This is a genomic window from uncultured Microbacterium sp., assembly GCF_947488465.1.
GTDB lineage: Bacteria > Actinomycetota > Actinomycetes > Actinomycetales > Microbacteriaceae > Microbacterium.
The window spans coordinates 38,779-62,607 of sequence record NZ_CANKZA010000003.1; the positions used below are offsets into that span (position 1 = coordinate 38,779).

At 68.9% G+C, this 23,829-nt stretch carries 24 protein-coding genes and 2 pseudogenes; 13 read left to right on the forward strand and 13 right to left on the reverse strand.

What is annotated here, in order from left to right:
- The first annotated feature begins 177 nt into the window (after positions 1-177).
- From Q0653_RS07790 to Q0653_RS07820, 7 genes are all read left to right on the forward strand, one after another.
- Positions 178-1,512, forward strand: coding sequence for a multidrug effflux MFS transporter (locus Q0653_RS07790; RefSeq protein WP_298744837.1), 1,335 nt, complete (start codon positions 178-180; stop codon positions 1,510-1,512).
- Positions 1,513-1,533: 21 nt separating this feature from the next.
- On the forward strand, positions 1,534-2,193 hold the full coding sequence (locus Q0653_RS07795; RefSeq protein ID WP_298943994.1) for a phosphatase PAP2 family protein: 660 nt from the start codon (positions 1,534-1,536) through the stop codon (positions 2,191-2,193).
- Between the two features lie 10 nt (positions 2,194-2,203).
- Positions 2,204-4,135 carry a helicase HerA-like domain-containing protein gene (locus tag Q0653_RS07800; RefSeq protein WP_298943996.1) on the forward strand — a complete coding sequence of 644 codons (1,932 nt, stop codon included), beginning with the start codon at positions 2,204-2,206 and terminating at the stop codon, positions 4,133-4,135.
- Between the two features lie 78 nt (positions 4,136-4,213).
- The gene (locus Q0653_RS07805) at positions 4,214-5,833 is read left to right on the forward strand and encodes an SDR family oxidoreductase (RefSeq protein WP_298943998.1); all 1,620 of its coding nucleotides are present in this window, start codon (positions 4,214-4,216) and stop codon (positions 5,831-5,833) included.
- A gap of 9 nt (positions 5,834-5,842) precedes the next feature.
- On the forward strand, positions 5,843-6,967 hold the full coding sequence (locus Q0653_RS07810) for a hypothetical protein (protein ID WP_298744829.1): 1,125 nt from the start codon (positions 5,843-5,845) through the stop codon (positions 6,965-6,967).
- Positions 6,964-9,591 carry a multicopper oxidase domain-containing protein gene (locus Q0653_RS07815; RefSeq protein ID WP_298944000.1) on the forward strand — a complete coding sequence of 876 codons (2,628 nt, stop codon included), beginning with the start codon at positions 6,964-6,966 and terminating at the stop codon, positions 9,589-9,591. Before Q0653_RS07810 ends, Q0653_RS07815 begins: the two co-directional genes overlap by 4 nt.
- Before the next feature lie 7 nt (positions 9,592-9,598).
- The gene (locus Q0653_RS07820; RefSeq protein ID WP_298944380.1) at positions 9,599-10,642 is read left to right on the forward strand and encodes a cytochrome P450; all 1,044 of its coding nucleotides are present in this window, start codon (positions 9,599-9,601) and stop codon (positions 10,640-10,642) included.
- A gap of 28 nt (positions 10,643-10,670) precedes the next feature.
- Here Q0653_RS07820 and narI read toward each other — a convergent pair whose 3' ends face one another.
- From narI to Q0653_RS07850, 6 genes and pseudogenes are all read right to left on the reverse strand, one after another.
- Positions 10,671-11,429 carry a respiratory nitrate reductase subunit gamma gene (gene narI, locus Q0653_RS07825; RefSeq protein WP_298944002.1) on the reverse strand — a complete coding sequence of 253 codons (759 nt, stop codon included), beginning with the start codon at positions 11,427-11,429 and terminating at the stop codon, positions 10,671-10,673.
- Complete coding sequence (narJ, locus tag Q0653_RS07830) at positions 11,426-12,127, reverse strand: nitrate reductase molybdenum cofactor assembly chaperone (protein ID WP_298944004.1); 702 nt, start codon at positions 12,125-12,127, stop codon at positions 11,426-11,428. The genes narI and narJ overlap by 4 nt, the downstream gene beginning before the upstream one ends.
- Entirely contained in the window at positions 12,124-13,794 is a 1,671-nt protein-coding gene (narH, locus tag Q0653_RS07835; RefSeq protein ID WP_298944006.1) for a nitrate reductase subunit beta, read from the reverse strand. Before narH ends, narJ begins: the two co-directional genes overlap by 4 nt.
- A pseudogene (locus Q0653_RS07840) lies at positions 13,794-15,215 on the reverse strand (molybdopterin dinucleotide binding domain-containing protein); the annotation flags it as partial. The gene narH and the pseudogene Q0653_RS07840, both read right to left, overlap by 1 nt.
- A gap of 78 nt (positions 15,216-15,293) precedes the next feature.
- Positions 15,294-15,587, reverse strand: coding sequence for a TraR/DksA C4-type zinc finger protein (locus Q0653_RS07845; protein WP_298944008.1), 294 nt, complete (start codon positions 15,585-15,587; stop codon positions 15,294-15,296).
- A gap of 11 nt (positions 15,588-15,598) precedes the next feature.
- Complete coding sequence (locus Q0653_RS07850; RefSeq protein WP_298944010.1) at positions 15,599-15,763, reverse strand: hypothetical protein; 165 nt, start codon at positions 15,761-15,763, stop codon at positions 15,599-15,601.
- 458 nt (positions 15,764-16,221) lie between these two features.
- Between Q0653_RS07850 and Q0653_RS07855 the strand changes: the two genes are divergently transcribed.
- Positions 16,222-16,554, forward strand: a complete 333-nt coding sequence (locus tag Q0653_RS07855; RefSeq protein WP_298944012.1) for a cupin domain-containing protein — start codon at positions 16,222-16,224, stop codon at positions 16,552-16,554.
- A gap of 54 nt (positions 16,555-16,608) precedes the next feature.
- Positions 16,609-16,842, forward strand: a pseudogene (locus Q0653_RS07860) (DUF488 domain-containing protein); the annotation flags it as partial.
- Between the two features lie 37 nt (positions 16,843-16,879).
- On the opposite strand, the gene Q0653_RS07865 reads toward Q0653_RS07860, so the two are convergent.
- Positions 16,880-17,497: a winged helix-turn-helix transcriptional regulator gene (locus Q0653_RS07865; protein ID WP_298944014.1), complete on the reverse strand. Its 618-nt coding sequence runs from the start codon at positions 17,495-17,497 to the stop codon at positions 16,880-16,882.
- 138 nt (positions 17,498-17,635) lie between these two features.
- On the opposite strand from Q0653_RS07865, the gene Q0653_RS07870 reads away from it, so the two are divergent.
- A complete protein-coding gene (locus Q0653_RS07870; protein WP_298744823.1) occupies positions 17,636-18,115 on the forward strand; it encodes a MogA/MoaB family molybdenum cofactor biosynthesis protein in 480 nt (159 codons plus the stop codon).
- The gene (locus Q0653_RS07875) at positions 18,112-18,537 is read left to right on the forward strand and encodes a molybdenum cofactor biosynthesis protein MoaE (RefSeq protein ID WP_298744821.1); all 426 of its coding nucleotides are present in this window, start codon (positions 18,112-18,114) and stop codon (positions 18,535-18,537) included. The genes Q0653_RS07870 and Q0653_RS07875 overlap by 4 nt, the downstream gene beginning before the upstream one ends.
- Positions 18,538-18,555: 18 nt before the next feature.
- Here Q0653_RS07875 and Q0653_RS07880 read toward each other — a convergent pair whose 3' ends face one another.
- The 6 genes from Q0653_RS07880 to Q0653_RS07905 are packed head-to-tail and all read right to left on the reverse strand — an operon-like array spanning position 18,556 to position 22,521.
- Positions 18,556-18,789, reverse strand: a complete 234-nt coding sequence (locus Q0653_RS07880) for a MoaD/ThiS family protein (protein ID WP_298744819.1) — start codon at positions 18,787-18,789, stop codon at positions 18,556-18,558.
- Positions 18,789-19,061 (reverse strand): DUF6457 domain-containing protein, encoded by a 273-nt coding sequence (locus tag Q0653_RS07885; protein ID WP_298744817.1) that lies wholly within the window; start codon positions 19,059-19,061, stop codon positions 18,789-18,791. The genes Q0653_RS07880 and Q0653_RS07885 overlap by 1 nt, the downstream gene beginning before the upstream one ends.
- The gene (locus tag Q0653_RS07890) at positions 19,058-19,684 is read right to left on the reverse strand and encodes an NTP transferase domain-containing protein (RefSeq protein ID WP_298744815.1); all 627 of its coding nucleotides are present in this window, start codon (positions 19,682-19,684) and stop codon (positions 19,058-19,060) included. Before Q0653_RS07890 ends, Q0653_RS07885 begins: the two co-directional genes overlap by 4 nt.
- A complete protein-coding gene (gene moaC, locus Q0653_RS07895) occupies positions 19,681-20,151 on the reverse strand; it encodes a cyclic pyranopterin monophosphate synthase MoaC (RefSeq protein ID WP_298744813.1) in 471 nt (156 codons plus the stop codon). The genes Q0653_RS07890 and moaC overlap by 4 nt, the downstream gene beginning before the upstream one ends.
- Before the next feature lie 34 nt (positions 20,152-20,185).
- Positions 20,186-21,442 carry a gephyrin-like molybdotransferase Glp gene (glp, locus tag Q0653_RS07900; protein ID WP_298744916.1) on the reverse strand — a complete coding sequence of 419 codons (1,257 nt, stop codon included), beginning with the start codon at positions 21,440-21,442 and terminating at the stop codon, positions 20,186-20,188.
- The gene (locus Q0653_RS07905; protein ID WP_298744811.1) at positions 21,439-22,521 is read right to left on the reverse strand and encodes a ThiF family adenylyltransferase; all 1,083 of its coding nucleotides are present in this window, start codon (positions 22,519-22,521) and stop codon (positions 21,439-21,441) included. The genes glp and Q0653_RS07905 overlap by 4 nt, the downstream gene beginning before the upstream one ends.
- Positions 22,522-22,630: 109 nt before the next feature.
- Here Q0653_RS07905 and Q0653_RS07910 point away from each other — a divergent pair, with 109 nt between their 5' ends.
- On the forward strand, positions 22,631-23,023 hold the full coding sequence (locus Q0653_RS07910; protein ID WP_298944018.1) for a TOBE domain-containing protein: 393 nt from the start codon (positions 22,631-22,633) through the stop codon (positions 23,021-23,023).
- Positions 23,024-23,026: 3 nt separating this feature from the next.
- Complete coding sequence (gene modA / locus Q0653_RS07915) at positions 23,027-23,824, forward strand: molybdate ABC transporter substrate-binding protein (protein ID WP_298744807.1); 798 nt, start codon at positions 23,027-23,029, stop codon at positions 23,822-23,824.
- The last annotated feature ends 5 nt before the right edge of the window (positions 23,825-23,829 follow it).

Genomic DNA, 23,829 nt, shown 5'->3' on the forward strand with positions numbered 1-23,829 from the left:
CCGGATCGAGCGTCCGGACACCGACAATCCTATTCGCCGGAGTGGGGTCCAGGGCGGGGAGGCGGCTAAGCTGGGGGGACCTTCGAATCGTTTCGAGACGATCGCCTGTGGTTCCGCGCCGCGAACTCCCGACCCGCGAACTGCCCGTATTTCCGCTTCCTTCCCCGTCTGGACACTGTGCTCGACACCGGCTCGCTCCCCATTGCGAACAATTTCCCCCGTGCGGGCTCGCCCGCCGGCGCGATCCGCACGATCGGCGCGAATCCGGCCACGGCGCCCATCGTGCTGCATCCCGGTGATGCGATCTCGACCCCGCGGCGCGTCGTCTACATCATCTTGCTCGGCGCGCTCACGGCCCTCGGACCGTTCACGATCGACCTCTATCTCCCCGCCTTCCCGGTGCTGCAGGAAGACTTTCGCACGAGCGCCGCGGCGATCCAGTTGACCCTCACCGGCACGATGATCGGCTTCGCCCTCGGGCAGCTCGTCGTCGGGCCGCTGAGTGACAAGGTCGGCCGCCGCCTTCCGCTGCTCGTCGTGACGGCACTGCACGTGCTGGCGAGCATCGCTGCGGCGCTCGCTCCGAGCCTCGAGCTGCTGAGCATCGCGCGCGTCGCGATGGGGATGGGCGCCGCCGCGGGTGGCGTCGTGGCGATGGCGATCGTCCGCGACCTGTTCGGCGGACGGCGCTTGGTCGTCATGCTGAGCCGCCTCGCGCTGGTCTCGGGTGTCGCGCCCGTCGTCGCACCGCTCATCGGATCGGCGCTGTTGTCCGTGATGTCCTGGCGGGGGATCTTCGTCGTCTTGGCGATCTACGGTGCCGTCATGCTCGTCTCGGCGATCGTCCTGGTGCCCGAGACGCTGCCACGCGCGCGCCGGCAAGACCGGGGGGCCGACACCGTGCTCCAGCGCTACAAGAGCGTGTTCAGCGACCGCGTGTTCGTCGGCGTCCTGATCATCGGTGGGATGACCTTCAGCGGGCTCTTCTCCTACCTCTCGGCATCGTCCTTCCTCTTCCAAGAGACCTACGCGTTCGACGCGCAGCAGTACGGGTTGCTGTTCGCGGTGAACTCCATCGGACTCGTCATCGGTGTCCAGACGGCGTCGCGGCTGGCCGCACGGTTCGGGCCGCAATGGGTGCTCGCCTTCTCGACCGCGACCCTCTTGGTTGCGGCGACCGCGATCATCGTGACCGACCAGATGGGTCTCGGTCTCTGGGGCACCATCGTGCCGCTGTTCTTCTTCATGACAGCGTGCGGTTTCACGTTCCCGTGCACCCAGGTGCTCGCCCTCGACCGGCACGGCAAGGCCGCCGGGACGGCGGCATCCATTCTCGGAGCCTGCAACTTCGGCATTGCCGGGCTGATCTCGCCGGTCGTCGGGTGGCTCGCGAAGGATGCCGGGATCACCGCGACCACGATGGCTTCCGTCATGGTGGGGTGCTCCGTGATCGGCCTGCTCTCGCTCTGGCTGATCGTGCGCCCCCGGACTGTCGAACGCCTCGCGCCGTAGGTCGTCGGGCACAATGGGGCGATGACTGAGCAACGCCCCGCCGAGCGGATCACCGATCTCGAGATCACGTTTCGACTGCAGTGGCTCCTGATCGGGCTCACGCTGATCGCCGCGACCGCGGTCCTCGGCATCCTCGTGGTCGTCGATGTCGAGCTCGTGGACGTGGATGCCTGGTGGAACAGCTACGTGGCAGCGATCGCGCCGGCCTTCCTCGGCGTGTCGATGGCGCTCAATGTCATCGGCGGCGGGTGGGTCGCCGCCCTTGCGATTCCTCTGGGACTCGCCCTCGTGCTGGTGATCGCGCGCCGTCCGTGGTCGGCGGTGTACTTCCTGGCGGCGTCGCTCGCGAGCGCGCTGCTCGTGCAGATCTTCAAGGTCGTCTTCGGGCGTGTGCGTCCGGAAGACATCCTGGTGCTCTCCGACCAGGGCTCCTTCCCCTCGGGACACACCGCGAACGCCGCGACGATCGCCGCCGTTGCGGTGGTGCTGTTTCCGCGGGTGTGGGTGCTCCTCGTCGGTGCAGCGTGGGTGCTGCTGATGGCGCTCGGGCGCACGATCGTGCATGCGCACTGGATGACCGACACCATCGGGGGCACCCTGGTCGGAATCGGTGCGGCGCTCGTGGTGGCCGCCGCTCTTGCGCCCCACATCCTGCGCGAACGCGAACGCTCCGCTCACTAGGCTGAGCGGCATGAGCACGCCCGACGCCGCCGCTGCCGAAATCCACCGTCTGCAAGCCGAAGCGGATGCCGCTGAAGCCGCCCTGAGGCTCGCGCAGGCGAAGGCGGCGCTCGCCGCCGCGCAGGCCGAGGCCGCGCGCGCTGCGGCCGGCATCAGTGAGGGGGCCCCCGCATCCGTGCCGCTTGCTGAGGAGATGTCGGATGCTGAGGAGCTGCAACCCGCATCCACTCCTCAGGACGCCACATCTCCTCAGCAACCGACGGCGGAGAGTCCCGCCGGACCGCTCGCCGCCGACGAGATCGCAGCGATCGTGAAGGGTTACACGTTCGAGGCGGCGACGCTCGACGTCGGAGCGCTCGTGAACACCGACCCGGTGCCGAGTGCGCAGATCCGCATCCCGCTCGCCATGATGAACCGGCATGGCCTCGTCGCCGGCGCGACCGGTACCGGCAAGACCCGCACGCTCCAGGGGCTTGCGGAGCAACTCGCCGCGAAGGGCGTGCCGGTGTTCGCCGCGGACATCAAGGGAGACCTCTCCGGCGTGGCAACCCCCGGTACGGCGAGTGAAAAGCTCCTCGATCGCACGCGGGGGATCGGGCAGGAGTGGGAACCGACGGCATCCGTCACCGAGTATTTCGCGCTCGGCGGGATCGGCAAGGGCGTGCCGGTGCGGGCGACCGTCTCGGGATTCGGCCCCCTGCTGCTCAGCAAGGTCCTCGGGCTGAATGAGACCCAGCAGTCAAGCCTCGGGCTCGTCTTCCACTACGCCGATGCACACGGGCTCGCACTCGTCGATCTGTCGGATCTGCGCGCCGTGCTCAGCTGGCTCACCAGCGACGAGGGCAAGCCAGAGCTCAAGGCGCTCGGTGGACTGTCGAGTGCGACAGCGGGTGTCATTCTTCGTGAGCTGATCACCTTCGCCGATGACGGCGCCGATGTCTTCTTCGGCGAGCCGGAGTTCGATGTCCGTGACTTCCTGCGCACCGCGGTCGATGGGCGCGGGGTCATTTCGCTCCTCGAGGTGCCGGGGGTCGCCGATAAGCCCGCGCTCTTCTCGACGTTCCTGATGTACCTCTTGGCTGAGTTGTTCGAGATCCTCCCGGAAGTCGGCGATGCCGACAAGCCCAAGCTCGTGTTCTTCTTCGATGAGGCGCACCTGCTCTTCAGCGGCGCCTCGAAGTCGTTCCTTGCCGCGATCACCCAGACTGTTCGCCTCATCCGGTCGAAGGGCGTCGGCGTGTTCTTCGTCACCCAGACGCCGAAGGACGTGCCCTCGGATGTGCTGGCGCAGTTGGGCTCGCGCATCCAACACGCTCTGCGCGCGTTCACGCCGGATGATGCCAAGGCACTGCGCGCGACCGTGGGCACCTACCCGAACAGCGGCTACGACCTCGAGCGGGTGCTGCAGGAGCTCGGTACGGGTGAGGCGATCGTCACCGTGATGAGCGAGAAGGGTGCCCCGACCCCGGTCGCGTGGACCCGGTTGCGCGCGCCGGAAGGGCTGATGTCACCCACCCCCGATCCAGATATCGAACGCGCAGTGCACGCGTCGCCGCTCCTCGCGAAGTACGGCACGCCTATCGACCGGGAGTCGGCGCGAGAGATTCTCACCGCCAAGATGAATGCCGCCGCAGAGGTGGAGGCTGCCGCCGAAGCCGCCGCGCAGGCAGAGAAGGATCGGATCGCTGCAGAGAAAGCGCAGGCAGCCGCCGACAAGGAACTGGCACGACAGACGGCGGCGATCGCGAAGGCCGACGCCGCGGCCGAAAAGGAACGCCAACGCGAGTACGACCGGCTGATGAAATCGACCGGGGTCACAAAGACCCGGACACGCCGGACGGCACCCCCGAAGAGCCCGCTCGAAGAAGTGCTGGGCTCCCAGACCACGCGGACGATCCTGAACGGTGTGATCCGCGGGATCTTCGGGACCGGTCGGCGCTGACGCGCTGGCGTTCGCACGCGCGGTGGCTCGGGCGCAAGGGGATGGGCGTGGAGCCCGCACACGCGTAGCGTCAGAAGCATGACCTCACTGCCGTATCCGTCCGGGCAAGAAGAGACACTCCGCGCGATGCCGCGCGCCGATGGATCGGAGCCGCGGGCGCTCGTCCTCGGAGCGACGGGCTACTTGGGCGGTCGCCTCGTGCCGCGTCTGGTCGCCGGCGGCTATCGGGTCCGGGTGCTCGCCCGCGATCCCGCCCGCTTGGCGGCATTCGCGTGGGGCGATCAGGTCGAGGTCGTCGCCGGCTCGGCGACGGATGCTGCCGCGATGGCCGAAGCCGCGTCGGACGTCGATGTGCTCTACTACCTCATCCACTCGATGGGACAAGGGGGCGACTTCGAGCAGACCGATCTCGAGGCTGCTCGCACGGTCGCCGCAGCTGCGTCGGCAGCATCCGTCCGACGGATCGTCTACCTCGGGGGTCTGCATCCGAACGGCGTCGATTTGAGCCCGCACCTGCGCTCGCGGGTCGAGGTCGGAGATACCCTGCTCGCCAGCGGCGTTCCCACCCTGGTGCTCCAAGCGGGCGTCGTCATCGGGTCGGGATCGGCCTCGTTTGAGATGATCCGGCACCTCACCGACGTCCTGCCGTATATGCCCGCTCCGCGGTGGGTGCGCAACTTCATCCAGCCGATCGCCGTCCGCGATGTGCTCTACTACCTCTTGGCCGCGGCTCGCGTGCCGTCCGAGGTCACACGCGCGGTCGACATCGGCGGTCCCGACCTGTTGCGCTACGGCCAGATGATGAACGGGTACGCCGTTGAGGCAGGCCTCCCACAGCGGGCGATCGCTCCGTTGCCGGTGCTCACTCCGGGACTCGCGTCGCACTGGGTGAACCTCGTCACGCCCGTGCCGCGCTCGATCGCGCGACCCCTCATCGCCTCGCTCGTGCACGACTGCGTCATGGACGATCACGACATCGATGACCTGATTCCGCCGCCCGAAGACGGGTTGACCCCGTACCGCCGCGCCGTGGCGCTCGCGCTCGGCCGCGTCGAGGCCGACACGGTCGAAACGAGTTGGCAGGATGCCGAGGTCACCGGCCTCCCGTCCGATCCGCTGCCGAGCGACCCGGAGTGGGCCGGTCGTACGGTCTACACCGATCATCAGTCCATGCACACGACCGCGTCGCCTGAGCGGTTGTGGGCGGTGATCGCCGGGATCGGCGGCGAGAACGGGTGGTATTCCGCACCACTGCTCTGGGCCGTCCGCGGGTGGATGGATCGCCTCGTCGGTGGCGTCGGGCTCGCCCGCGGGCGCCGCAGTCGAACGACGGTCTCGGTCGGAGACGTGATCGATTTCTGGCGCGTCGAGGTCGTCGACCCCGGACGTCTCCTGCGTCTCCGGGCAGAGATGAAGGTGCCCGGGTTGGCCTGGCTCGATCTCGAGTGCGAACCGCACGGCGCCGGTGCCCGCTACCGCCAGCGCGCGGTGTTCTTCCCCACCGGGCTCGCGGGCCGGTTGTATTGGCTGGCCGTGCTCCCGTTCCACGGATTCATCTTCCGAGGCATGGCCGAGCGGATCACGGCGACAGCCGAGGCCGACGCAGCCGAGGCGGCGCTGAGCGTGCCTGTGCGGGCACGAAGCGGCGCCGCGAATAAACACGGCACATCCGCGCCACCGGTGGGCGAACCCACCTAGTCTGAAGGGGTGGATGCGTCGCTGCGCCGCGGTGCCGGACCTCGACTCCTCCTCGTCCTCCCTGCCGCCGCGCTCATGCTCACGGGCCTGTATGCCGGTCTCGTGCTCATTGGCATGCCCCTGCCTGTCATCCTCAGCGCGCGTCTCGCCGACCTGCATTCGACACTTCTCGTGTTCGGCTTCGTCGGCGCGCTCATCAGTCTCGAGCGTGCCGTCGCGCTGCGCGCGCGCTGGCCGTACGCCGCGCCCACGCTGCTGGCGCTCGGGTCGGTGCTCACCCTGTCCCCTGTTCCACTCACCGCCGGCGCGGCTGTCGTCACCGCCGGTCTCGTCGTCCACCTGCTGCAGTACCGGGCGATCTGGCAGCGGCAGCCGATGACCGCGACGACGATCCAGGCGATCGGCGCGGCGGTCGCTGTCGCGGCGGGCATCGCGTGGACGGGCGGCATCCCCGCGCCGCCCCTCGTCCCCCTGATGGCAGTGTTCCTCGTCCTGACGATCGCGGGGGAGCGCCTCGAGTTGGCGCGGATGCTGGCCCCCGGCCTCGCTGCCGAGCGCGTGCTGTTTGCGCTCGCGCTCGCGCTCGGGGGTGCCGCCGTCCTGTCGCTCGTCCTGCCGGTCGTCGCGGTCCCGGCGTCGGGCGCGCTCCTTGTCGCGATCGTCGTGTGGCTTGTGCGTCACGACGTCGTCCGTGGCACGGTCCGCCAGCGCGGGTTGCCTCGCTTCGTCGCGGTCTGCGTGTTCACCGGCTACGGGTGGCTCGCGTTTGCGGGCCTGGCGTGGATCGGCGGCGGCGCGCAGACGGACGGACCGGTTTATGACGCGGCGACCCACGCAATCTTCCTCGGGTTCGTGATCACGATGATCATGGCCCACGCTCCGTTGATCCTCCCCGCCGTGCTGCGCGTGCGCATCCCATACAGCCCGGCCTTGTACGTTCCTGTTGCGCTGCTGCAACTCGCGCTCGCTGTGCGCGTCGTCGCGGGCGACGCGTGGGGATGGGTGCCCGCTCTCCAAGCCGGGGGCATCGGCGGCGTCCTGGCGATACTCCTGTTCGCCGGCACCGTCGTGGTTTCGTCCGCGCGGGACCAGCACACTGTCACGACCGCCGAGCGACGGGAGGTGCCGTCATGAGTCGGCGCAACTGGTACCTACTGACCAACTCGGTGATCCTGCTGTGGATCGTCCTGACGATCGTGGCGGTCACCATCCACCGCTTCGTGGATCAGCCGCTGTGGCTCATGGTGCACGTGCCGCTTCTGGGAGCGGCGACCGCGGCCATCCTCGTATGGTCGCAGCACTTCTCCGACACGCTGCTGCGGCTGCCGGCGCCGGCGGGACGGGCAGGTCTCGCGGTGCGGCTCGCGCTCCACAGCATCGGTGCAAGCGCCGTCATTGCCGGCATGCTCACCGGCGCCGTCGCGCTCGTCATCATCGGCGCCGTCATCGTGGGCGCGGCGATCCTTGCGCACGGGCTCATCCTCACGTTGCAGATGCGGCGCGCCCTTCCAGCGCGGTTCGCGCCCCTCGTCCGCTACTACGTCGCCGCTGCCGCCGTGTTCCTCGGCGGTATCGCTCTGGGCGGGGTGATGCCCGCCCTCGGAGATCCTGACGCGACCGACCGGCTCGTCACAGCCCATCTCGTGCTGAACGCCTACGGGTGGATCGGACTCACCGCGCTCGGCACCCTCGTGCTGCTGTTCCCGACGGTCCTGCATGCGCGCATGGCGCCCTCGGTGGATGCCGCGGCCCGCCACGCCCTTCCGATCCTGGTCGGCGGACTGCTCGTCGCGACGGCAGGTCCGCTCCTCGGCATCCGAGCGCTCGTGACCGTCGGCATGCTCGTCTGGGTCGCCGGTGCCGTGCGGCTCGGCGTCGAAGGCAGACGGCAGGCGCGGAGCATGCCGCCCGGAACATTCGCCGGGTGGAGCCTCGCCTGCGCGTTCGCATGGGTCGTCATCGCAGCGCTCACTCTCGCTGTCCTGGCCGCCTTCGCCGCGGACTGGACGACACTACGCGAGGATTACCTCATCGTCCTCGGTCCGCTGGTGGCAGGTTTCGCGGTCCAGCTGCTCACCGGCGCGATGAGCTATCTGCTCCCGGTGGTGGCCCTCGGCAGCCCGGCCGCCGCAAAGGCCGGCGCCGACATCCTCGATCGGGGCGCCGCCTTCCGCGTCGTCGCGTTCAACGGGGCGATCGTGTTGTACCTGTTGCCGATGCCGTCGGTTGCCCGTGTGCTGCTGTCGTTGGTCGCCGCCGGCGTCGTGATTGCGTTCGTCGTCCTGGGGGTGCGGGCGATCGTGGCCGGTCGTCGCGTGCGGCGGTCCGAGGGGGACACGCCTGACCGTAGCGGCCGGGTGGGCATCGGGATGCCGGTGGCTGCTGCCCCGGTCGCACCACCGCGTCGTGTCGGCGCGGTGACCGCGGCGTTCACCGTTCTCGTGTTGTGCGTGGCCGGCGGGGTGGCCGCCGACCCCGCGGCGGTCGGCATTTCGACGACCGCGTCGAGCGCCGACGTCGTCGCCAGCGGGCAGACGACGAAACTCACGGTCGAGGTCTCGGGCATGCGGTTCACCCCCGCCGAGATCGAGGTGCCGTACGGCGACGAACTCATCATCACGTTCCGCAACACCGGCGCCGACGTGCACGACCTGACCTTCGCCAACGGGGTGCGCACGCAGCGTCTTGCCCCCGGCGGGGAAGAGACGATCGACGTCGGCATCATCGGCACGGATCTGGCCGGCTGGTGCTCCATCGCCGGGCACCGGCAGATGGGTATGGAACTCACCGTCGTCGTCACGGGCGCCCCGGCGAGCGGCGGCGACGCGGCGCACGATCACGACGGTCAGGACAGCGGCGACAGCACCGCTGCCCCCTCGGCGGCCGACGACATCGACCTCGAGGCCGAGCCCGCCGCGGACTTCGACGCCTGGCCGGCCCAGCTCGCCCCGGCATCCACCGATCGGATCCACCGGATCACGCTCGAGGTCACCGAGGCGGTGGTCGATGTCGCCCCGGGCGTCACGCAGACCCGGTGGATGTTCGGCGGGAGCGCGCCTGGACCGGTGATCCGTGGAAAGGTCGGCGACACATTCGAGATCACGCTCGCGAACGACGGATCGATCGGGCACTCGATCGACTTCCACGCCGGTGCGCTGGCACCGGATGTCCCCATGCGGACGATCCAGCCCGGCGAGACGCTGACCTACACGTTCACGGCGACCCAGTCGGGGATCTGGATGTATCACTGCTCGACGATGCCCATGTCGATGCACATTGCCAACGGTATGTTCGGCGCGGTCATCATCGATCCGCCCGACCTCGCCCCCGTCGACCGGGAGTACCTGCTGGTGCAGAGCGAGCTGTACCTGGGCGCGCAGAGCGGCACGGCGGATGCCGCCAAGATCGCCGCGCAGCAGCCGGACCTCGTCGTCTTCAATGGATACGCGAATCAGTACGCGTACCGCCCCTTGCCGGCGTCCGTCGGGGAGCGGGTGCGGGTCTGGACGCTGGATGCCGGGCCGAACACGGCGTCGTCGTTCCACGTCGTCGGCGGACAGTTCGACACCGTCTTCTTCGAAGGCGCGTACACGCTACGGCCCTCGGATATCGGCGGCTCGCAAGCTCTCGCGATGCAGCCGGCACAGGGCGGCTTCGTGGAACTGGTGTTCCCAGAGGCTGGCCACTATCCTCTGGTCACGCATATTATGAGCGATGCCGAGAAGGGCGCGATGGGAATCTTCCATGTCGTCGAATGAGACCGTGATGATCGATCAGAACGGGCGTGTGATCGTCCGCTCCCACGCTGAGGTGGTGCGTCTCGCACATGACCCGGAGGCCTTCTCCAGTGCGGTCTCTCGCCATCTACAGGTCCCGAACGGCCTAGACGGCGCGGCACACGCGGAGATGCGTCGGCTGCTTGACCCGTTCATGGATGCCGACGCGGTCGCGGCCCTGCTGCCCACACTGGAGGAGCTCGCCACGGAGCTCGTCACTGCGCTTGTCGCGGCTGGTGCGCCGTTCGGCGCGGTGGCCGATCTGGGAGCGCGCTACGCGGTGCGCGCACAGTCGGCGTGGCTGGGCTGGCTGCCGGAGTGGGAGGAGCCGCTCCTGGAATGGGTGGCCGAGAACCGGGTCGCCTCGCGCACGGGGCACCCGAGAGCGACAGCGGAGGCGGCACACCGCTTCGATGCGATCATCCGGGAGTTGCTGCGGCGTCGGAGAGAGCACCCGCGCAACGACGTCACGACGCGGCTCACCGCACTGCGCCGCGAGGATGGGACCGCGCTGCGCGACGAAGAGCTGGTGTCGATCCTGCGCAACGTCACCGGCGGGGACCTCGGCTCGCTCGCGCTGTGCACCGGCGTCGTGGTGCACTGGCTGGCCGTGCATCCGGAGCGCCAGGACGGGATGGCTGCGGCATCCGACCATGATCTTGACGCGGCCATCGATGAGATCCTGCGCCTCGACGACCCGTTCGTCTCCAACCGGCGACGCGCGACACGGGACACCTCGGTGGCAGGATGCCCCGTGCATGCCGGGCAGACGATCGTGCTGGACTGGCGTGCCGCCAACCGCGACCAGGAGATCTTCGCCGATCGTTTCGACCCCACGGCACATGCCGCGGCCAATCTCGTCTACGGCACCGGCGCGCACGTGTGCCCGGGACGCCTGCTGGCCACGACCGAGCTGCGCGTGCTGACACGCGCGGTGCTCGCAGCGGGCCGGATCGAACTGGCGGGAGAACCGGAGCGGGAGGAAGATCCCGTCGCCGGCTTCCGCGCGGTTCCGGTGCGCCTGGTCCGCTGAGGCTCTCGCTCGGTCGACGAGCGGTGGCTCAGAGTCTCCGCAGGCGCTCGGGGTCGGGGGCCTTCACGGGGTCCCAGCCGCGGCGCGGCGCGCGGGCGCCGCCGGCAGCATCCCGTGAGCGGTACACCACGTAGGGACGGAACAGGTAGCCCACCGGCGCCGAGAAGACATGCACCAGTCGGGTGAATGGCCACAGTGCGAACAGTGCAAATGCGCTCAGCACGTGCAGTTGGAACAGGAGCGGCACGTGCTGCATGAGCTCCACCTGCGGCTGGAAGATGAAGATGCTGCGTATCCAGGGTGAGATCGTCTCGCGGTAGTGGAACCCGCCGCCGAAGACCTGGTAAACGAAGGTCGCGAGCGTGCCGAAGCCGAGGGCCGCCGCGAGGAAGACGTACATGACCTTGTCCATGACGGTCGTCGCGAGGAACACCGGACCCACCGTCCGACGGCGGTAGATGAGGATCGCGAGGCCGACCAAGGTCAGTACCGCGGCGAACGAGCCCATCACGGTCGCACCGAGGTGGTAGATCTCTTCCGTGATCCCGATCGCGTACAGCCACTCGCGCGGGATGAACAGTCCCACGACGTGTCCCGCGATCACCATCAGGATGCCGAAGTGGAACATGGGTGATCCCCACCGCAGCAGCCGGTTCTCGTAGGTCTGGCTGGAACGGGTCGTCCAGCCGAACTTGTCGTACCGGTAGCGCCAGATGTGCCCGACGATGAAGACGGCGATCGATGCGTAAGGAATGGCGACCCAGAGGATCACCTCGAGCGGAGTCATGATGCCTCCTGCGAGACGGGACGGAAGGGCGGAAGCTGCCCCAGGAAGCTGAGGCCCACCGTTTCGGTGGGCGGACCCTCGTTGACGAGATTGAGGTACCGTTCGCGCGTCGCGGCGTCAATCGGCGGGAGCGACTGAGTGATCGTCCTCACCACGAGTGCCCACGGGCTGGACATGCCCTCCAGAGCCGCTCGCAGCACTTCGATGCCCTCTCGGTGTGAGGCCAGGAGCGCGCCGGCGATCTCGGAGTCGGCGCGGGCTGAGAACTCCAGCACCGCCGGGAGATAGTCGGGCAGGTCGTCGGCTGCGAACTCCCACCCCGCGGCGCGGTAGGCCTCCAGGAACGTCACGAGTGCCACCCCGCGGCGGCGCGTGTCGCCGGTGGCGTAGTAGCTGAGATACAGGCTGCACTTGCGTTTGAGGTCGAACGTCACGACGTAGCGCCGCTGCCACTCCGCCTCGCCGGCGGCTTCTGCCTGGTCCACGAAGGATGTCAGGGGTTCGGCGATCGCGTCCGGTAATGCAGAGGCGTGCGTGCGGAGGTCCCGCAGCCGGGCGAACCAGCCGGCATCGGGGTAATCCAGCAGCAGGGAAGCGAGCATGTGCGCACGCGCTCGATGGGCCGCCGACAGGCGCAGCGCCGGGAGTTCCTCCGGCAGCGCACGACGCGGAGTGACCCTGGGGAGCACGGAACTCATCGGGGGTCCTCGCCGGTTCCGGCCTCGTCGGTGTCGGTCAACGCGGTCGGCGGGAAGAGCCCGTCGGCGCGGCCGTTGCCGTCCCAGTTGAGGAGGTTGACTCGTCCCGGGCTGGAGGGCCGGTCCGCGGTCTGCCGGTCGGCAAGCATGTGGAAGTTCTCCACCGCGACCGGGACGCTCGGTCCGCTCGACGAGCCAAAGGGCCCGGCGCCGCCCATCCCCGGGCCGCCGTCGAAGTCGAGCGAGCACGCCATCTCCTCGAGGGCATGCGCTTGCTCGGTGTGGGCAGACGGGATGACGTAACGCTCCTCGTACTTCGCGATCGCGAGCAGTCGGTACATCTCCTCGATCTGCGTGCCGGTCATGCCGACGGCGTGCGCAATGCGCTCGTCGCGCTCGTCGTCGAGGTTCACGCCGCGCATGTACGACCGCATGGCCGCCAGGCGCCGAAGCGCCAGGTCGACCGGGGCGACCTCGCCGGCGGTGAACAGCTCCGCCAGGTAGGAAATCGGGATGCGGAGCTTGTCGATCGCGGCGAACAGCGTCCGCGCGTCCTCTCCGTCGTTGCCGGAGCCGGTCACGACGTCGACAACGGGCGAGAGCGGCGGGATGTACCAGACCATCGGCATCGTGCGATATTCCGGGTGCAACGGCAGGGCCACCTCGTACTGCATGAGCTTCCAGATCGGGCTACGCTGGGCCGCCTCGATCCAGTCCTCGGGGATGTCACCTCGACGTGCGCCCTCGATGACGGCCGGGTCGAACGGATCGAGGATGATGTCGCGCTGGGCCTGCAGGAGTGCCTTGTCATCGGCAACGGAGGCCGCCTCGGCCACTCGGTCCGCGTCGTACAGCACGATGCCGAGGTAGCGCAGGCGCCCGACGCAAGTCTCGGAGCAGACCGTGGGAAGGCCCACCTCGATGCGCGGATAGCACATCGTGCACTTCTCGGCCTTGCCAGTGCGGTGATTGAAGTACACCTTCTTGTACGGGCAACCCGACACGCACATGCGCCAGCCGCGGCACTGGTCCTGGTCGACGAGCACGATGCCGTCCTCGGCGCGCTTGTACATGGCCCCCGACGGACACGATGCCACGCACGAGGGATTCAGGCAGTGCTCGCAGATGCGCGGCAAATAGAACATGAAGGCCTGCTCGAACTCTGCCTTGACCTCCTCGCTCATCTTCTTGAGGATCGGGTCGTCCTGCATCGTCTCCAGCGAGCCGCCGAGATCGTCGTCCCAGTTCGCCGACCACGAGATCTTCATATTCTCGCCGGTGAGCAGGCTCTTGGGGCGGGCGACGGGCACCTGCTGCCCCTTGGGGGCGTTCAGCAGCATGTCGTAGTCGTATGTCCACGGCTCGTAGTAGTCGTGGATCTCGGGGAGCTTGGGGTTGGAGAAGATGCGCGCGAGCTTCGACAGTCGGCCACCGCTGCGGAGCTTCAGCCGGCCGCTTTTGGTGCGCACCCAGCCGCCGCCCCACTTCTCCTGATCCTCGTAGCCGCGCGGATACCCCACGCCGGGACGCGTCTCGACATTGTTGAACCAGACGTACTCGACACCGGTGCGGTTGGTCCACGCCTGTTTGCACGTGACGGAGCACGTGTGACATCCGATGCACTTGTCGAGATTCATGATCATCGACATCTGCGCCATGACTCGCATCAGTACTCGACCTCCTGGTTGCGGCGACGAATCGAGGTGATCTCGTCGCGCTGGTTTCCCGTCGGACCGAGGTAGTTGAACGCCCAGGCCAGTTGTGCGTAGCCGCCGATGAGGTGGCTGGGTTTAAGGAGGATTCGGGTGAGCGAGTTGTGGATGCCGCCGCGCTGTCCGCTCGTCTCGGCGATCGGCACGTCCACCGTGCGATCCTTCGCGTGATACATGTACACCGTGCCCTCGGGCATGCGGTGCGAGACGATCGCGCGGGCGACGACGACGCCGTTGCGGTTGTACGACTCGATCCACTCGTTATCGCGGACGCCGATCTTCGCGGCATCCTGCGGACTCATCCAGATTGTCGGGCCGCCGCGGCTCAGCGACAGCATGAAGAGGTTGTCCTGGTACTCGGAGTGGATCGACCACTTCGAGTGGGGTGTCAGGTATCGCACGGTCACCTCGGTCTGTCCGGCAGAGCCCGGTCCGCCGGCTTGCCGGGTCGTCCCGACCTTGTCGGAGTCGAACAGTCGATGCATGTCCAGCGGCGGCCGGAACACCGGCAGGCTCTCGCCCAGCTCGCTCATCCAGTCGTGGTCGAGGTAGAAGTGCTGGCGACCGGTGAGCGTGTGCCACGGCTTCAGATGTTCGACGTTGATCGCGAACGCCGTATACCGACGACCACCGTGTTCGGAACCCGACCACTCCGGCGAGGTGATGACGCTGCGCGGCTGAACCTGCACGTCCTGGAACGTGATGCGCGTGCCCTCATGGTCTTCGGCCAGCTGCGCGATGCGCTGACCCGTCCTTTTCTCGAGCTCACGGAACCCCTGCACCGCGAGACGGCCGTTGCTCGTTCCCGAGAAAGCGAGGATCAGCTCGCACACCCGCTCATCGGTGTCCAGCCGCACGGAACCGGCGTATGGACCGCTTCGGACCGTACCGTTCTTGTGTTTGAGTTGCTCGATCTCCTGGTCCGGATGGTAGGTGATCGCCTTGGTGGTCATCCCGAGCTTCGCCGCCAGCGGACCGAGGCTCTTCCACTGCTCGAAGAGGTTGGGGTAGTCGCGTTCGACGACGATGAGCTTGGCCATCGTGACGCCCGGCACGAGCGGCGTGTCCTCCGGCACGATCCCGTGCGGAGTCGACATAACGTCTGCCGTGTCGTGCTGGAGCGGCGAGGCGACGAGATCCTTCCGGACGCCGAGGTGCGTGCGCGCGTACTCGCTGAACTTCTCGGCGAGCGCACCGAACAGGTCGAAATCGGTGCGCGTCTGCCACGGCGGCTTGATCGCCGGGCTGAACGCGTGGATGAAGGGATGCATGTCGGTCGACGAGAGGTCGTACTTCTCGTACCACGTCGCCGCCGGGAGCACGAGGTCGCTGAACAGCGTCGTCGAGGTCATGCGGAAATCCGCCGTCATAAGCAGGAACCGAAAAGCTCCGGAAGTAGCGGCAGCGGGGGAGCCGTCCGCAGAGGACGGCGTGTCGGGAAATCACCGGAGGTCTTACACGGCGTCAGCATGATTTTGACAGTCGATACACGCGGCTGCGTGGGGTACGACTTCGAGACGGCCAGCGGTGATCTGATTGCCGCAACGGATGCAGCGACCATAGGTGCCCGCGTGCAGTCGGTCCAGCGCGTCGGTGATCTGCTCGACGACGCGGAGACTGGATACCGCGGTCTGGTAGGCGACCGGGTCGACGCTCGGCAGAGTGCGAGGCTCCAGTTCGCGAAGGAGGTTCTGTCGCTCCTGAAGAAGCTGCTCGAGGTGTGTTCTGACCGTGACGGTATCGATCACGTCGGATGGGTCTACGGGGGCGCGGCGCGGGAGATGGCTCGGCACAGCAGGCCACCCCCGATGACCCGGCGAGGCGGAAGAACCTCGTGTCGCGCACCGGCGATGCCCACCGCGCTCGTCACCACGGAGGCGTCCGCAGGACGCGTCGTGCGAACGAAGGAGGGCAGGATGGTCATGGCCAACACCATAGCCGTACCCACAGAATGGGCACGTCGTCGACCCCTTTCACGCGAGCCCCAAGCCGCGCTGACGATCATTGCAGGGAGCATCAGGCGGACCCACCCTTTCGCGGCTTGATGAAGGCAGCCGGTTCCTGCTTCGCGCGCTTCGCCGCTCGCTTTTCCTTGATCGATGACTGGGCGATCTTCTTCGCCCCATGCGCCTGCGGTGACTTACCTGACATGAGAACTTGCTTCCCCTCGTTGGCTGGCGGTGAACCCCCGACCATTGCGACCTTCCAGCGGAAGTCAACGCGCGGTGAATCTGGGTCGGCGACGGTGCCCCGGGAGGCGTCGCTGTTCGCGACTGCTCCCTGGCGTCGAACTCGGGCGTAGACTCGCTCTCTCGTCTCGACGAGCACGCGTTCGCCACACGGGATCCCCTCCGACGATTGTCCCAGGACGGAGCAACACGCATGCAGAAGACTTCACTCATCGCCCTCGCTCGGCACGAACTCGCCCATGCGCTGGCAGCGTCCAGTGGGAGGAGTTCCCGGACGGTGTTCGGTGGGCACGAGCACCAACTTCGCCAAACGGTGATCGCCCTTCGCGCCGGCGAGGAACTGTCCGAGCACACCAATCCGGGAGAGGCGACGCTGCACGTTCTTCAGGGTCGGGTGCTCCTCAAAGCCGGCGAGGTGTTCTGGTACGGATCCGTTGGGGACCTCATGACGGTTCCTGAGGGGCTCCATTCCCTGGACGCCGTCGAGGACTCCGTCGTCCTTCTCACGGTCGTGAAGACCCGCTGAAGTGAGTTCGACGATCGGTGCACCTGCGGAGCGGATGTCGGTCATGCATTTCTCGCCGGTCTCGACGAGCTGATCGGACTCGCCGCCGACTCTTCGCCCGCCATCATGTGCAGCGAAGCAGTCCCGTGGCGATGCCATCGACGACTGATCACGGATGCCGTGCTCGTTCGCGGTGTTTCGGTGTCCAACATCATGTCGTCCACGGTCACGCAGCCTGCTGCGCTCACGCCGTTCGCTCACGTGGCAGACGGACACCTCACCTACCCGCCCGTGGAAGGTGACGCATGAGACGACAACATCCCGCCGAACACGGTCGATCGGGTCGTCAGCGCGACCGATTCAGATTTTGTTTCAGGAGCAGCTCGCAACGGTGTTCGTTCACGAGAGGCAGCAGCCGGTCTATCTCGATGGGGCCGCCGGTGCGGCTCAGCACCTCGCGAATCAGGCCTTCGTGCACGCGGCACAGGACCTCGCGGTGGCCCGCCACGAGATTGTGGAACGCGCACGGCCGCAGCGCGACCTCGAGGTCGTTCTCGGCCAGTTGCGGTTGCAGACCGACCTCGTCGAGGTGTTCGTACAGCGCGTCGATCTGGTGCACGGCATCCTGGCCCAGATCGTGGGTGACCGGCTCTGCGCCCGGTGCGACGCGGCGGAGCAGATCGCCGTGCCGCCGGGCGTCGTCGATTCGCCGCTGTGCCGCGTCGCTGACCGTCCCGGCATCGACGGGGAAGTACAGCGCCCGTGGTCGTCCCCGCGACGCGCGGTGTTCGACCTCGCTGCGGATGATGCCTTCGGCTTCGAGTACCCGAACGTGATCGCGCAGGGTGTTGGCGTGCAGACCGAGCTGTTCCGACAGGCCGGCGAGCGAGATGCCGGGCTGCACCATCACCAGCCCGGCGACCTGCAGCCGACTGGGTTGACCCAGCCCGCGGTGAGCGTGCATTCGACCGGACATCCTTCGATTATCCGTCGAATCGGGCCGGTCGGGGTCACGTCGGTCGCGCGGGGGTGTTGCTCGATGTGCGCGGCGGCCGGAGAGTGTCATCACCGCCCGCGAAACGACGCGGCGTAGGCTGGCGATGTGCTGACGAATTCCTCCGTGATCACCGTGTCGGACCGGTCGGCGGCCGGCGTCCGCGCCGATGCGAGCGGCCCGGTCGCCGTCGCTGCCTTGCGCGCGGCGGGGTTCGCGTGCTCCGCAGCGACGATCGTCCCGGACGGCGCCGATGCCGTCGAGCAGGCGTTGCGCGCGGCGATCGCCACCGGTGCGCGACTGATCGTGACCACCGGCGGCACGGGCGTTTCACCGCGCGACGAGACTCCCGAGGGCACGGCGCGTGTGCTCGATCGCCTCCTCCCCGGCATCGCGGAAGAGTTGCGGCGTTGCGGCGCCGCCGACACCCCGGCGGCGCTCCTGTCCCGGGGGCTCGCCGGCGTCAGCGGTGACGCCCTGATCGTCAACCTGCCGGGCTCGCCGCGCGCCGTCGCCACCGGCATCCCTGTCGTCACGACCGTCGCGGCCCACGTGCTCGGCCAGCTCGAAGGAGAAGACCACGCATGACGGTTCGCATCGCCCGGATCAGTGACACTGCGCTCGAGCCCACCGCCCATCTCTCGGCGGTGGAGGAACCGTGGGTGGGTGCCGTGACGAGCTTCATCGGCACCGTTCGCGCACAGGACCCCGATGCCCGGACCTCGGTCGTGGCGCTCGAATACTCCGCGCACCCTGATGCGGAGGCCACTCTGCACGAGATCGCGACCCGCGCGATCGGCGAGCACCGCGCGGTCGTCGCGCTCAGCCACCGCATCGGCCGGCTGACGGTCGGCGAGGCCGCCGTGGTGGTCGCGGTCGGTACGGCCCACCGGGATGCCGCCTTCGCGATCTGCCGAGAGATCATCGAGGAGATCAAACGATCACTGCCGGTGTGGAAGAAGCAATGGACCGACGACGGCGAAGCCGCCTGGAAGGGCATCGGCGGCTGAGAAGGCCACCGACCGCGCTCAGCCGCCGGCGAAGGGTGGGAGGACGTCGATGACGGTGTCGGCGGTGAGCGCCGTGTCGTCGGCGTTGCGGCGTCCGTCGACGAGCACGGCACACCGGGGGAGGATCGCGCCGAGCGCAGGATATGCCGCCGTCAGCGCCTCGAGCAGCGCGCCGAGGGTGGGTTCTCCGCGGTGCTCGGCGGCACGCCCGGCGAACTCCTCCGCAGCGGCGAAATAGCGGATGTGCGCCATCAGCGGGTCTCGCCCTTCCATGACCCGGCGAGTTCGACGACAGCCGCGATCGCCGCGCGGACGTCCTCCGGGCTGCCGCCGGCGCGCCCCGCGACGAGCCCCGCGGCGAAGGCGCTGAAGGGCGCGGCGGGGCGTGCGACGCCGTTCGCGACGTCGCGCGCGAGGTCGAGGACGAGTCTGATCGGCAGGTCGTCTGCGGCGAGACCGAAGCGCTCCCGCAGGGCCGCGGCCCACTCATCCAGGGCTTCGGGGGGAAGGGTGCGACCGCTCATGTGCTCGTCTCCTCAGTGGGGTGGGTGCGCGGGGGGAGGCGGGCGCCGGCCCGTTCCGCGTCGTTCCACGTGTCGATGTCGATTGTCTCTCGTCCGGTCGCCGCAATCACCTGCAGCGACAGCCTCGCGGTCAGCGCCCGGACGGGGGCGTTCGCCCCGACACCGGGAAGCGCGTCCGCCGCGCGGCGCAGCGGCGCCGTCCGGTAGAGGCCAGTCAGCCACTGCGGCCGGCTCTCGCCGTCGGCCAGGCACAGCCCGTCGACGTCGGCGGATATGGCCTCCCGCCCGGCCGCCAGAGCTGCGACGGCCGCGACGGGATCGACGAGGTCGCACGCCAGGACGTACATCCACGCCGGGGCGTCCGGCCACGCCGCCAACGCGGCAACGATCGCGGCCGCCGGTCCGGTGAACGGCGGATCCTCGCGCACCCACGCCGCGCTGCCCGCGAGCGCGGTGCGCTCGGGCCCGGCGATGATCACGCCGTCACAGCGCGCGACGGCATCCCACGCCCGTTGCAGCAGGGAGCGGCCGTCGATCTCGAGGAGCGGTTTGTCAATGCCGCCCAGACGCGATGCGCGACCCCCGGCGAGGAGGATGGCGCCCGTGTCGGCGCCGTCGGTCATTCCGGTCGCACCCAGTCGCCGCTCTTGCCGCCGGTCTTGCGGACAAGACGCACGTCCTCGATCGCGGTCGATTTGTCCATGCCCTTGACCATGTCGACGACGGCGAGGGCGGCGACGGCGACCGCCGTGAGCGCCTCCATCTCAACGCCGGTACGGTCGGCGGTGCGGACGGTGGCCTGGATCTCGACGCCGTCGTCGGTCACCTCGAGGTCGACGGCGGCGCCATGCACGCCGATGACATGCGCCAGCGGCAGGAGGTCGGCCGTGCGTTTGGCGGCCTGGATGCCGCTGATGCGCGCGACCGCCAACACATCGCCCTTCGGCGTCGAGCCGTCCCGCAGCGCGGCGACGACGTGTGATGCGCAGCGGACGAAACCGCGCGCGGTGGCAGCCCGGACGGTCGGCTGCTTCTCGGTCACATCGACCATCCGGGCGTGACCGGCGGCATCCAGGTGGGTGAAGCTCATGATGTCCTCTCGAACTCTCTTCGCGTCGGATGATTCAGTCCAGCAGCAGCACGTCGACGAGGTCGCCAGCCGAGACGGCCGCAATCTCTGCGGCGACGACCGCGTACGCCTCGGCGCTGCCGAGCCGCCCGGCCAGGTGCGATCCGCCGGATGACGCCGGGGTCACCGTCCACCCGCCCGGATTGGCGCGGTCGATCGTGACGGGGAGATACTGTCGGCGAGCGACGGGCGTGCGCCAGCCTGTCGCGGCAGACAGCCGCAGGACGGGCCGGTGGAGGTGCGCGCGCCCCTGCAGCGCGAGCAGCGCCGGGCGAACGAACGCCTCGAACGACACGGCGGCACTCACCGGATTGCCGGGCAGTCCGAACAGGAGCGTCGTGCCGTCCGGACGGCCGATGACGCCGAAGCCCTGCGGTTTACCGGGCTGCATGGCGACGGCGCCGAAGCGCATCGGCGTGACGGTCTGGCGGACCACCTCATATGCGCCGGCGCTGACGCCCCCGGTGAAGACAACGACATCGACCGCTCCGGCCTCGCTCGTCACCGCCTCCAGGAGCGCCGCCAGCGCGGTGCCCTCGTCGTCGACGACGGCGCGGCGGACGACGAGGGCGCCCGTCTCGGCGATGAGGGCGGCGAGGAGGATGCCGTTCGACTCGGGGATCTGTCCCCGCTCGAGCGGGGCGCCCGGGCCGACCAGCTCGCTGCCGGTGGAGACGACGGCGACGCGGGGGCGGGAGGCGACGCGGACGTTCGCGATGCCGGCGGCGGCGAGGGCGCCCAGCTGCAGCGGACCGAGCACAGCGCCGGCGGGCAGTACCGGGTCACCGGCGCGGGTGTCCTCGCCGCGGCGGCGGATGTGTACGCCGACGGCGCGGGGCGCACGAGTGACCGCGATCTCATCGAGCGAATCTGCGAGACCACCCGCGGTGTCCTCGAACGGGACGATGGCATCGGCCGCCGTCGGCAGCGCGGACCCGGTCATGATGCGCACGGCTTCGCCGGCTGCGAACGGCGGGTCATCGGCGGTGCCGGCGGGAAGATCGGCGACGACGCGCAGGCGGGCAGGTGCCTCCGCGGTCGCGTTCGCGACATCGGCGAAGCGCACCGCGAACCCGTCCATCGCCGAGTTGTCGAACGGCGGCAGGTCGATGGCGGCGCAGGCGGGCGCCGCGAGGGTCGACCCGGCAGCGTCCGCGGTCGGGACGGTGAGCGGCGCCACGGGGCGCACGGCGGCCAGGATCGCAGCGAGGTGCTCGTCGACGCTGACCATGGCGGGCTCGCCGTCGTTCATGTCCACGGCGCCAAGCCGCCGGCGAGCACGCGTGCGTCGATCCCGCGCGCGTGCAGAACCTCCGCCGCCTGTTGCGCGCGGATGCCGTGCGCACAGATCACGACGACGGGGCCGTCGGCGTCGAGCTGCGACGGATCGGCGAGGAAGCTTCCGAGGGGGATCAGCACGGAATCCCCGATGCTGCCGGTATCCGTCTCCCACGGCTCGCGGACGTCGAGGAGGATGGCGCCCTCGTCGCTCTGCGCTGTGAGCATTTCGGCGGCGGTGATCTGGGGGATGGGGAGGGGCACGGAGGTGGGGGCGGCGGGCACGGTCGCGGGGAGCAGCGGCACCTCGGTGACCCGGCCCTGGAGGCCGTCGATCAGCATCACCCTCCCGAGCAGCGGCTCGCCGATGCCGGCGACGAGCTTGAGAGCCTCGACGGCCATGACCGAGCCGACCTGAAGGGTCAGCGCGCCGAGCACGCCGACCTCGGCGCAGCTGGGTGCTTCGCCGACTCGGTCGATCGGGTGCAGGTCGGAGAGTACGACCGGGTTGCGCCCGGCCGGCGGAGTCGACCAGAACACGGTCACCTGTGCGTGGAATTCCTGCACGACGCCCCACACGAGCGGGAGTCCGAGGCGCTCGCAGGCGGCTGCCACGACCGCACGCGTCGCGAAGGTGTCCGAGCCGTCGAGGACCACGTCGGCGCCGCGGAGTATCTCCTCGGCGTTGCCGGCATCCACTCGCCGCGGCACCGCGTGGACGATGGTCGACGGACTCAGATCGGCGGCGGCCCGCACGGCGGAGTCGACCTTTCGCAGGCCCACGTCGGACAGCCGGTGCAGCACCTGCCGCTGCAGGTTCGCGATGTCGACCCGGTCGTCGTCGATGACGGTGAGTGTGCCGACGCCGGCGGCAGCGAGGGCGAGCACCGCGGGTGAGCCGAGGCCGCCGGCGCCGACGATCGCGACGTGCGCACCGGCCACACGGCGCTGGGAGATCTCGCCGAAACCACGCAGGACAGCGTGACGGTGCGTGCGTGCGCGCTCGTCATCATCGAGCGCGCCGACCGGGTCGACCAGCGGCGGCAGGGGCATGCGTCCAGGCTAATCCCCGTGGCCCGCCCGCTTCACGGTGATCACCGTGAAAACCGCTGCTGCGGAGTTTTGGTGTGCAAAAGACCTTGAATACGGGATAATCAGACCCATGGCCAGCTACCGTATCTCCGACGCAGCCCGCCTACTGGGCGTGAGCGATGACACCGTCCGCCGATGGGTAGATCAGGGGATCCTGCCGACGACGGGTTCGTCCCCGGTCGAGATCCCTGGGCGGGAGTTGGCCGCGAAAGCCGCCGACCTCGCTCGCGGACCGGGAGATCCCACCGATGTCCTCTCAAGCGCGCGCAACCGTTTCCCGGGTCTTGTCACCCGCGTGCAGATGGATGGGGTGATGGCACAGGTCGACATTCAATCCGGTGCCCACCGCGTCGTCTCACTCATGTCGGCCGAAGCCGTCCGCGAACTGGGTCTGGAGCCCGGCTCGCTCGCCGTCGCGGTCGTGAAAGCCACCACCGTCATCGTCGAGACACCGAAGGGCTGACCCGTGCACCGCACCATCGCCGGCACTCTGGCGGCCCTCGCAGCCCTCACCCTCGCCCTCACCGGATGCGCCGGCGCGGGCGCCGCGGATAGCACCGTGTCCACGCCCTCGGCGACCGGGGAGAGCGTCACCGGGTCGCTCACGATCGTCGCCGCTGCATCGCTGCGTGCGGGCTTTGACAAACTCGCGACCGCGTTCGAGGCCACTCACCCCGGGGTCGACATTCGACCGATCAGCTATGACGGCTCGTCGACGCTGGCTACGCAAATCATCGAGGGTGCCGCGGTGGACGTCTTCGCCTCCGCCGACGAGACCAACATGCAGAAAGTGGTCGATGCCGGGCTCGCCGCTGATCCGCAGCCGTTCGCCACCAATGTGCTCACGATCGTCACTTCTGCAGGAAACCCCGGCGGAGTGACCGGTTTGTCCGACCTGGCCGATCCCGACCTGGTCGTCGTGCTGTGCGCCGCCGTGGTGCCCTGCGGCGCGGCGGCCACGACCCTCCTCTCCCGGGGAGAAGTGGTGGCATCGGTCGACAGCTTTGAGCAGAACGTCACCGCGGTGCTCACGAAAGTGGCGAGCGCCGAAGCGGATGCCGGACTCGTCTATGTCACGGATGCAGCCACGACCCCCGACGTCGAGACGGTGGAAACAGTCGGGGCCGACGCCGTCGTGAACACCTACCCTGTCGTGGCGCTGACCGGCGCCGCAGACCCGGCCCTCGCACAGACGTTCGTCGACTTCGTGCTCTCCGATGCTGGCCGGGCGGTGCTGGACAGGCTCGGGTTCGGCGCGCCGTGAGCGGA

What these genes read in the sequence shown, in the direction of transcription:
- Q0653_RS07850 (WP_298944010.1), bottom strand. Translation starts at nt 15,763, where the DNA reads ATGACCATCCTGCCCTCCTTCGTTCGCACGACGCGTCCTGCGGACGCC.
- Q0653_RS07905 (WP_298744811.1), bottom strand. Translation starts at nt 22,521, where the DNA reads ATGCCCCTGCCGCCGCTGGTCGACCCGGTCGGCGCGCTCGATGATGAC.
- narJ (WP_298944004.1), bottom strand. Translation starts at nt 12,127, where the DNA reads ATGAGTTCCGTGCTCCCCAGGGTCACTCCGCGTCGTGCGCTGCCGGAG.
- Q0653_RS07805 (WP_298943998.1), top strand. Translation starts at nt 4,214, where the DNA reads ATGACCTCACTGCCGTATCCGTCCGGGCAAGAAGAGACACTCCGCGCG.
- moaC (WP_298744813.1), bottom strand. Translation starts at nt 20,151, where the DNA reads ATGAGCTTCACCCACCTGGATGCCGCCGGTCACGCCCGGATGGTCGAT.
- Q0653_RS07855 (WP_298944012.1), top strand. Translation starts at nt 16,222, where the DNA reads ATGCAGAAGACTTCACTCATCGCCCTCGCTCGGCACGAACTCGCCCAT.
- Q0653_RS07800 (WP_298943996.1), top strand. Translation starts at nt 2,204, where the DNA reads ATGAGCACGCCCGACGCCGCCGCTGCCGAAATCCACCGTCTGCAAGCC.
- narH (WP_298944006.1), bottom strand. Translation starts at nt 13,794, where the DNA reads ATGCGAGTCATGGCGCAGATGTCGATGATCATGAATCTCGACAAGTGC.
- Q0653_RS07795 (WP_298943994.1), top strand. Translation starts at nt 1,534, where the DNA reads ATGACTGAGCAACGCCCCGCCGAGCGGATCACCGATCTCGAGATCACG.
- Q0653_RS07875 (WP_298744821.1), top strand. Translation starts at nt 18,112, where the DNA reads ATGACGGTTCGCATCGCCCGGATCAGTGACACTGCGCTCGAGCCCACC.
- Q0653_RS07865 (WP_298944014.1), bottom strand. Translation starts at nt 17,497, where the DNA reads ATGCACGCTCACCGCGGGCTGGGTCAACCCAGTCGGCTGCAGGTCGCC.
- Q0653_RS07910 (WP_298944018.1), top strand. Translation starts at nt 22,631, where the DNA reads ATGGCCAGCTACCGTATCTCCGACGCAGCCCGCCTACTGGGCGTGAGC.
- Q0653_RS07885 (WP_298744817.1), bottom strand. Translation starts at nt 19,061, where the DNA reads ATGAGCGGTCGCACCCTTCCCCCCGAAGCCCTGGATGAGTGGGCCGCG.
- Q0653_RS07880 (WP_298744819.1), bottom strand. Translation starts at nt 18,789, where the DNA reads ATGGCGCACATCCGCTATTTCGCCGCTGCGGAGGAGTTCGCCGGGCGT.
- Q0653_RS07815 (WP_298944000.1), top strand. Translation starts at nt 6,964, where the DNA reads ATGAGTCGGCGCAACTGGTACCTACTGACCAACTCGGTGATCCTGCTG.
- narI (WP_298944002.1), bottom strand. Translation starts at nt 11,429, where the DNA reads ATGACTCCGCTCGAGGTGATCCTCTGGGTCGCCATTCCTTACGCATCG.
- Q0653_RS07820 (WP_298944380.1), top strand. Translation starts at nt 9,599, where the DNA reads ATGATCGATCAGAACGGGCGTGTGATCGTCCGCTCCCACGCTGAGGTG.
- glp (WP_298744916.1), bottom strand. Translation starts at nt 21,442, where the DNA reads ATGAACGACGGCGAGCCCGCCATGGTCAGCGTCGACGAGCACCTCGCT.
- Q0653_RS07890 (WP_298744815.1), bottom strand. Translation starts at nt 19,684, where the DNA reads ATGACCGACGGCGCCGACACGGGCGCCATCCTCCTCGCCGGGGGTCGC.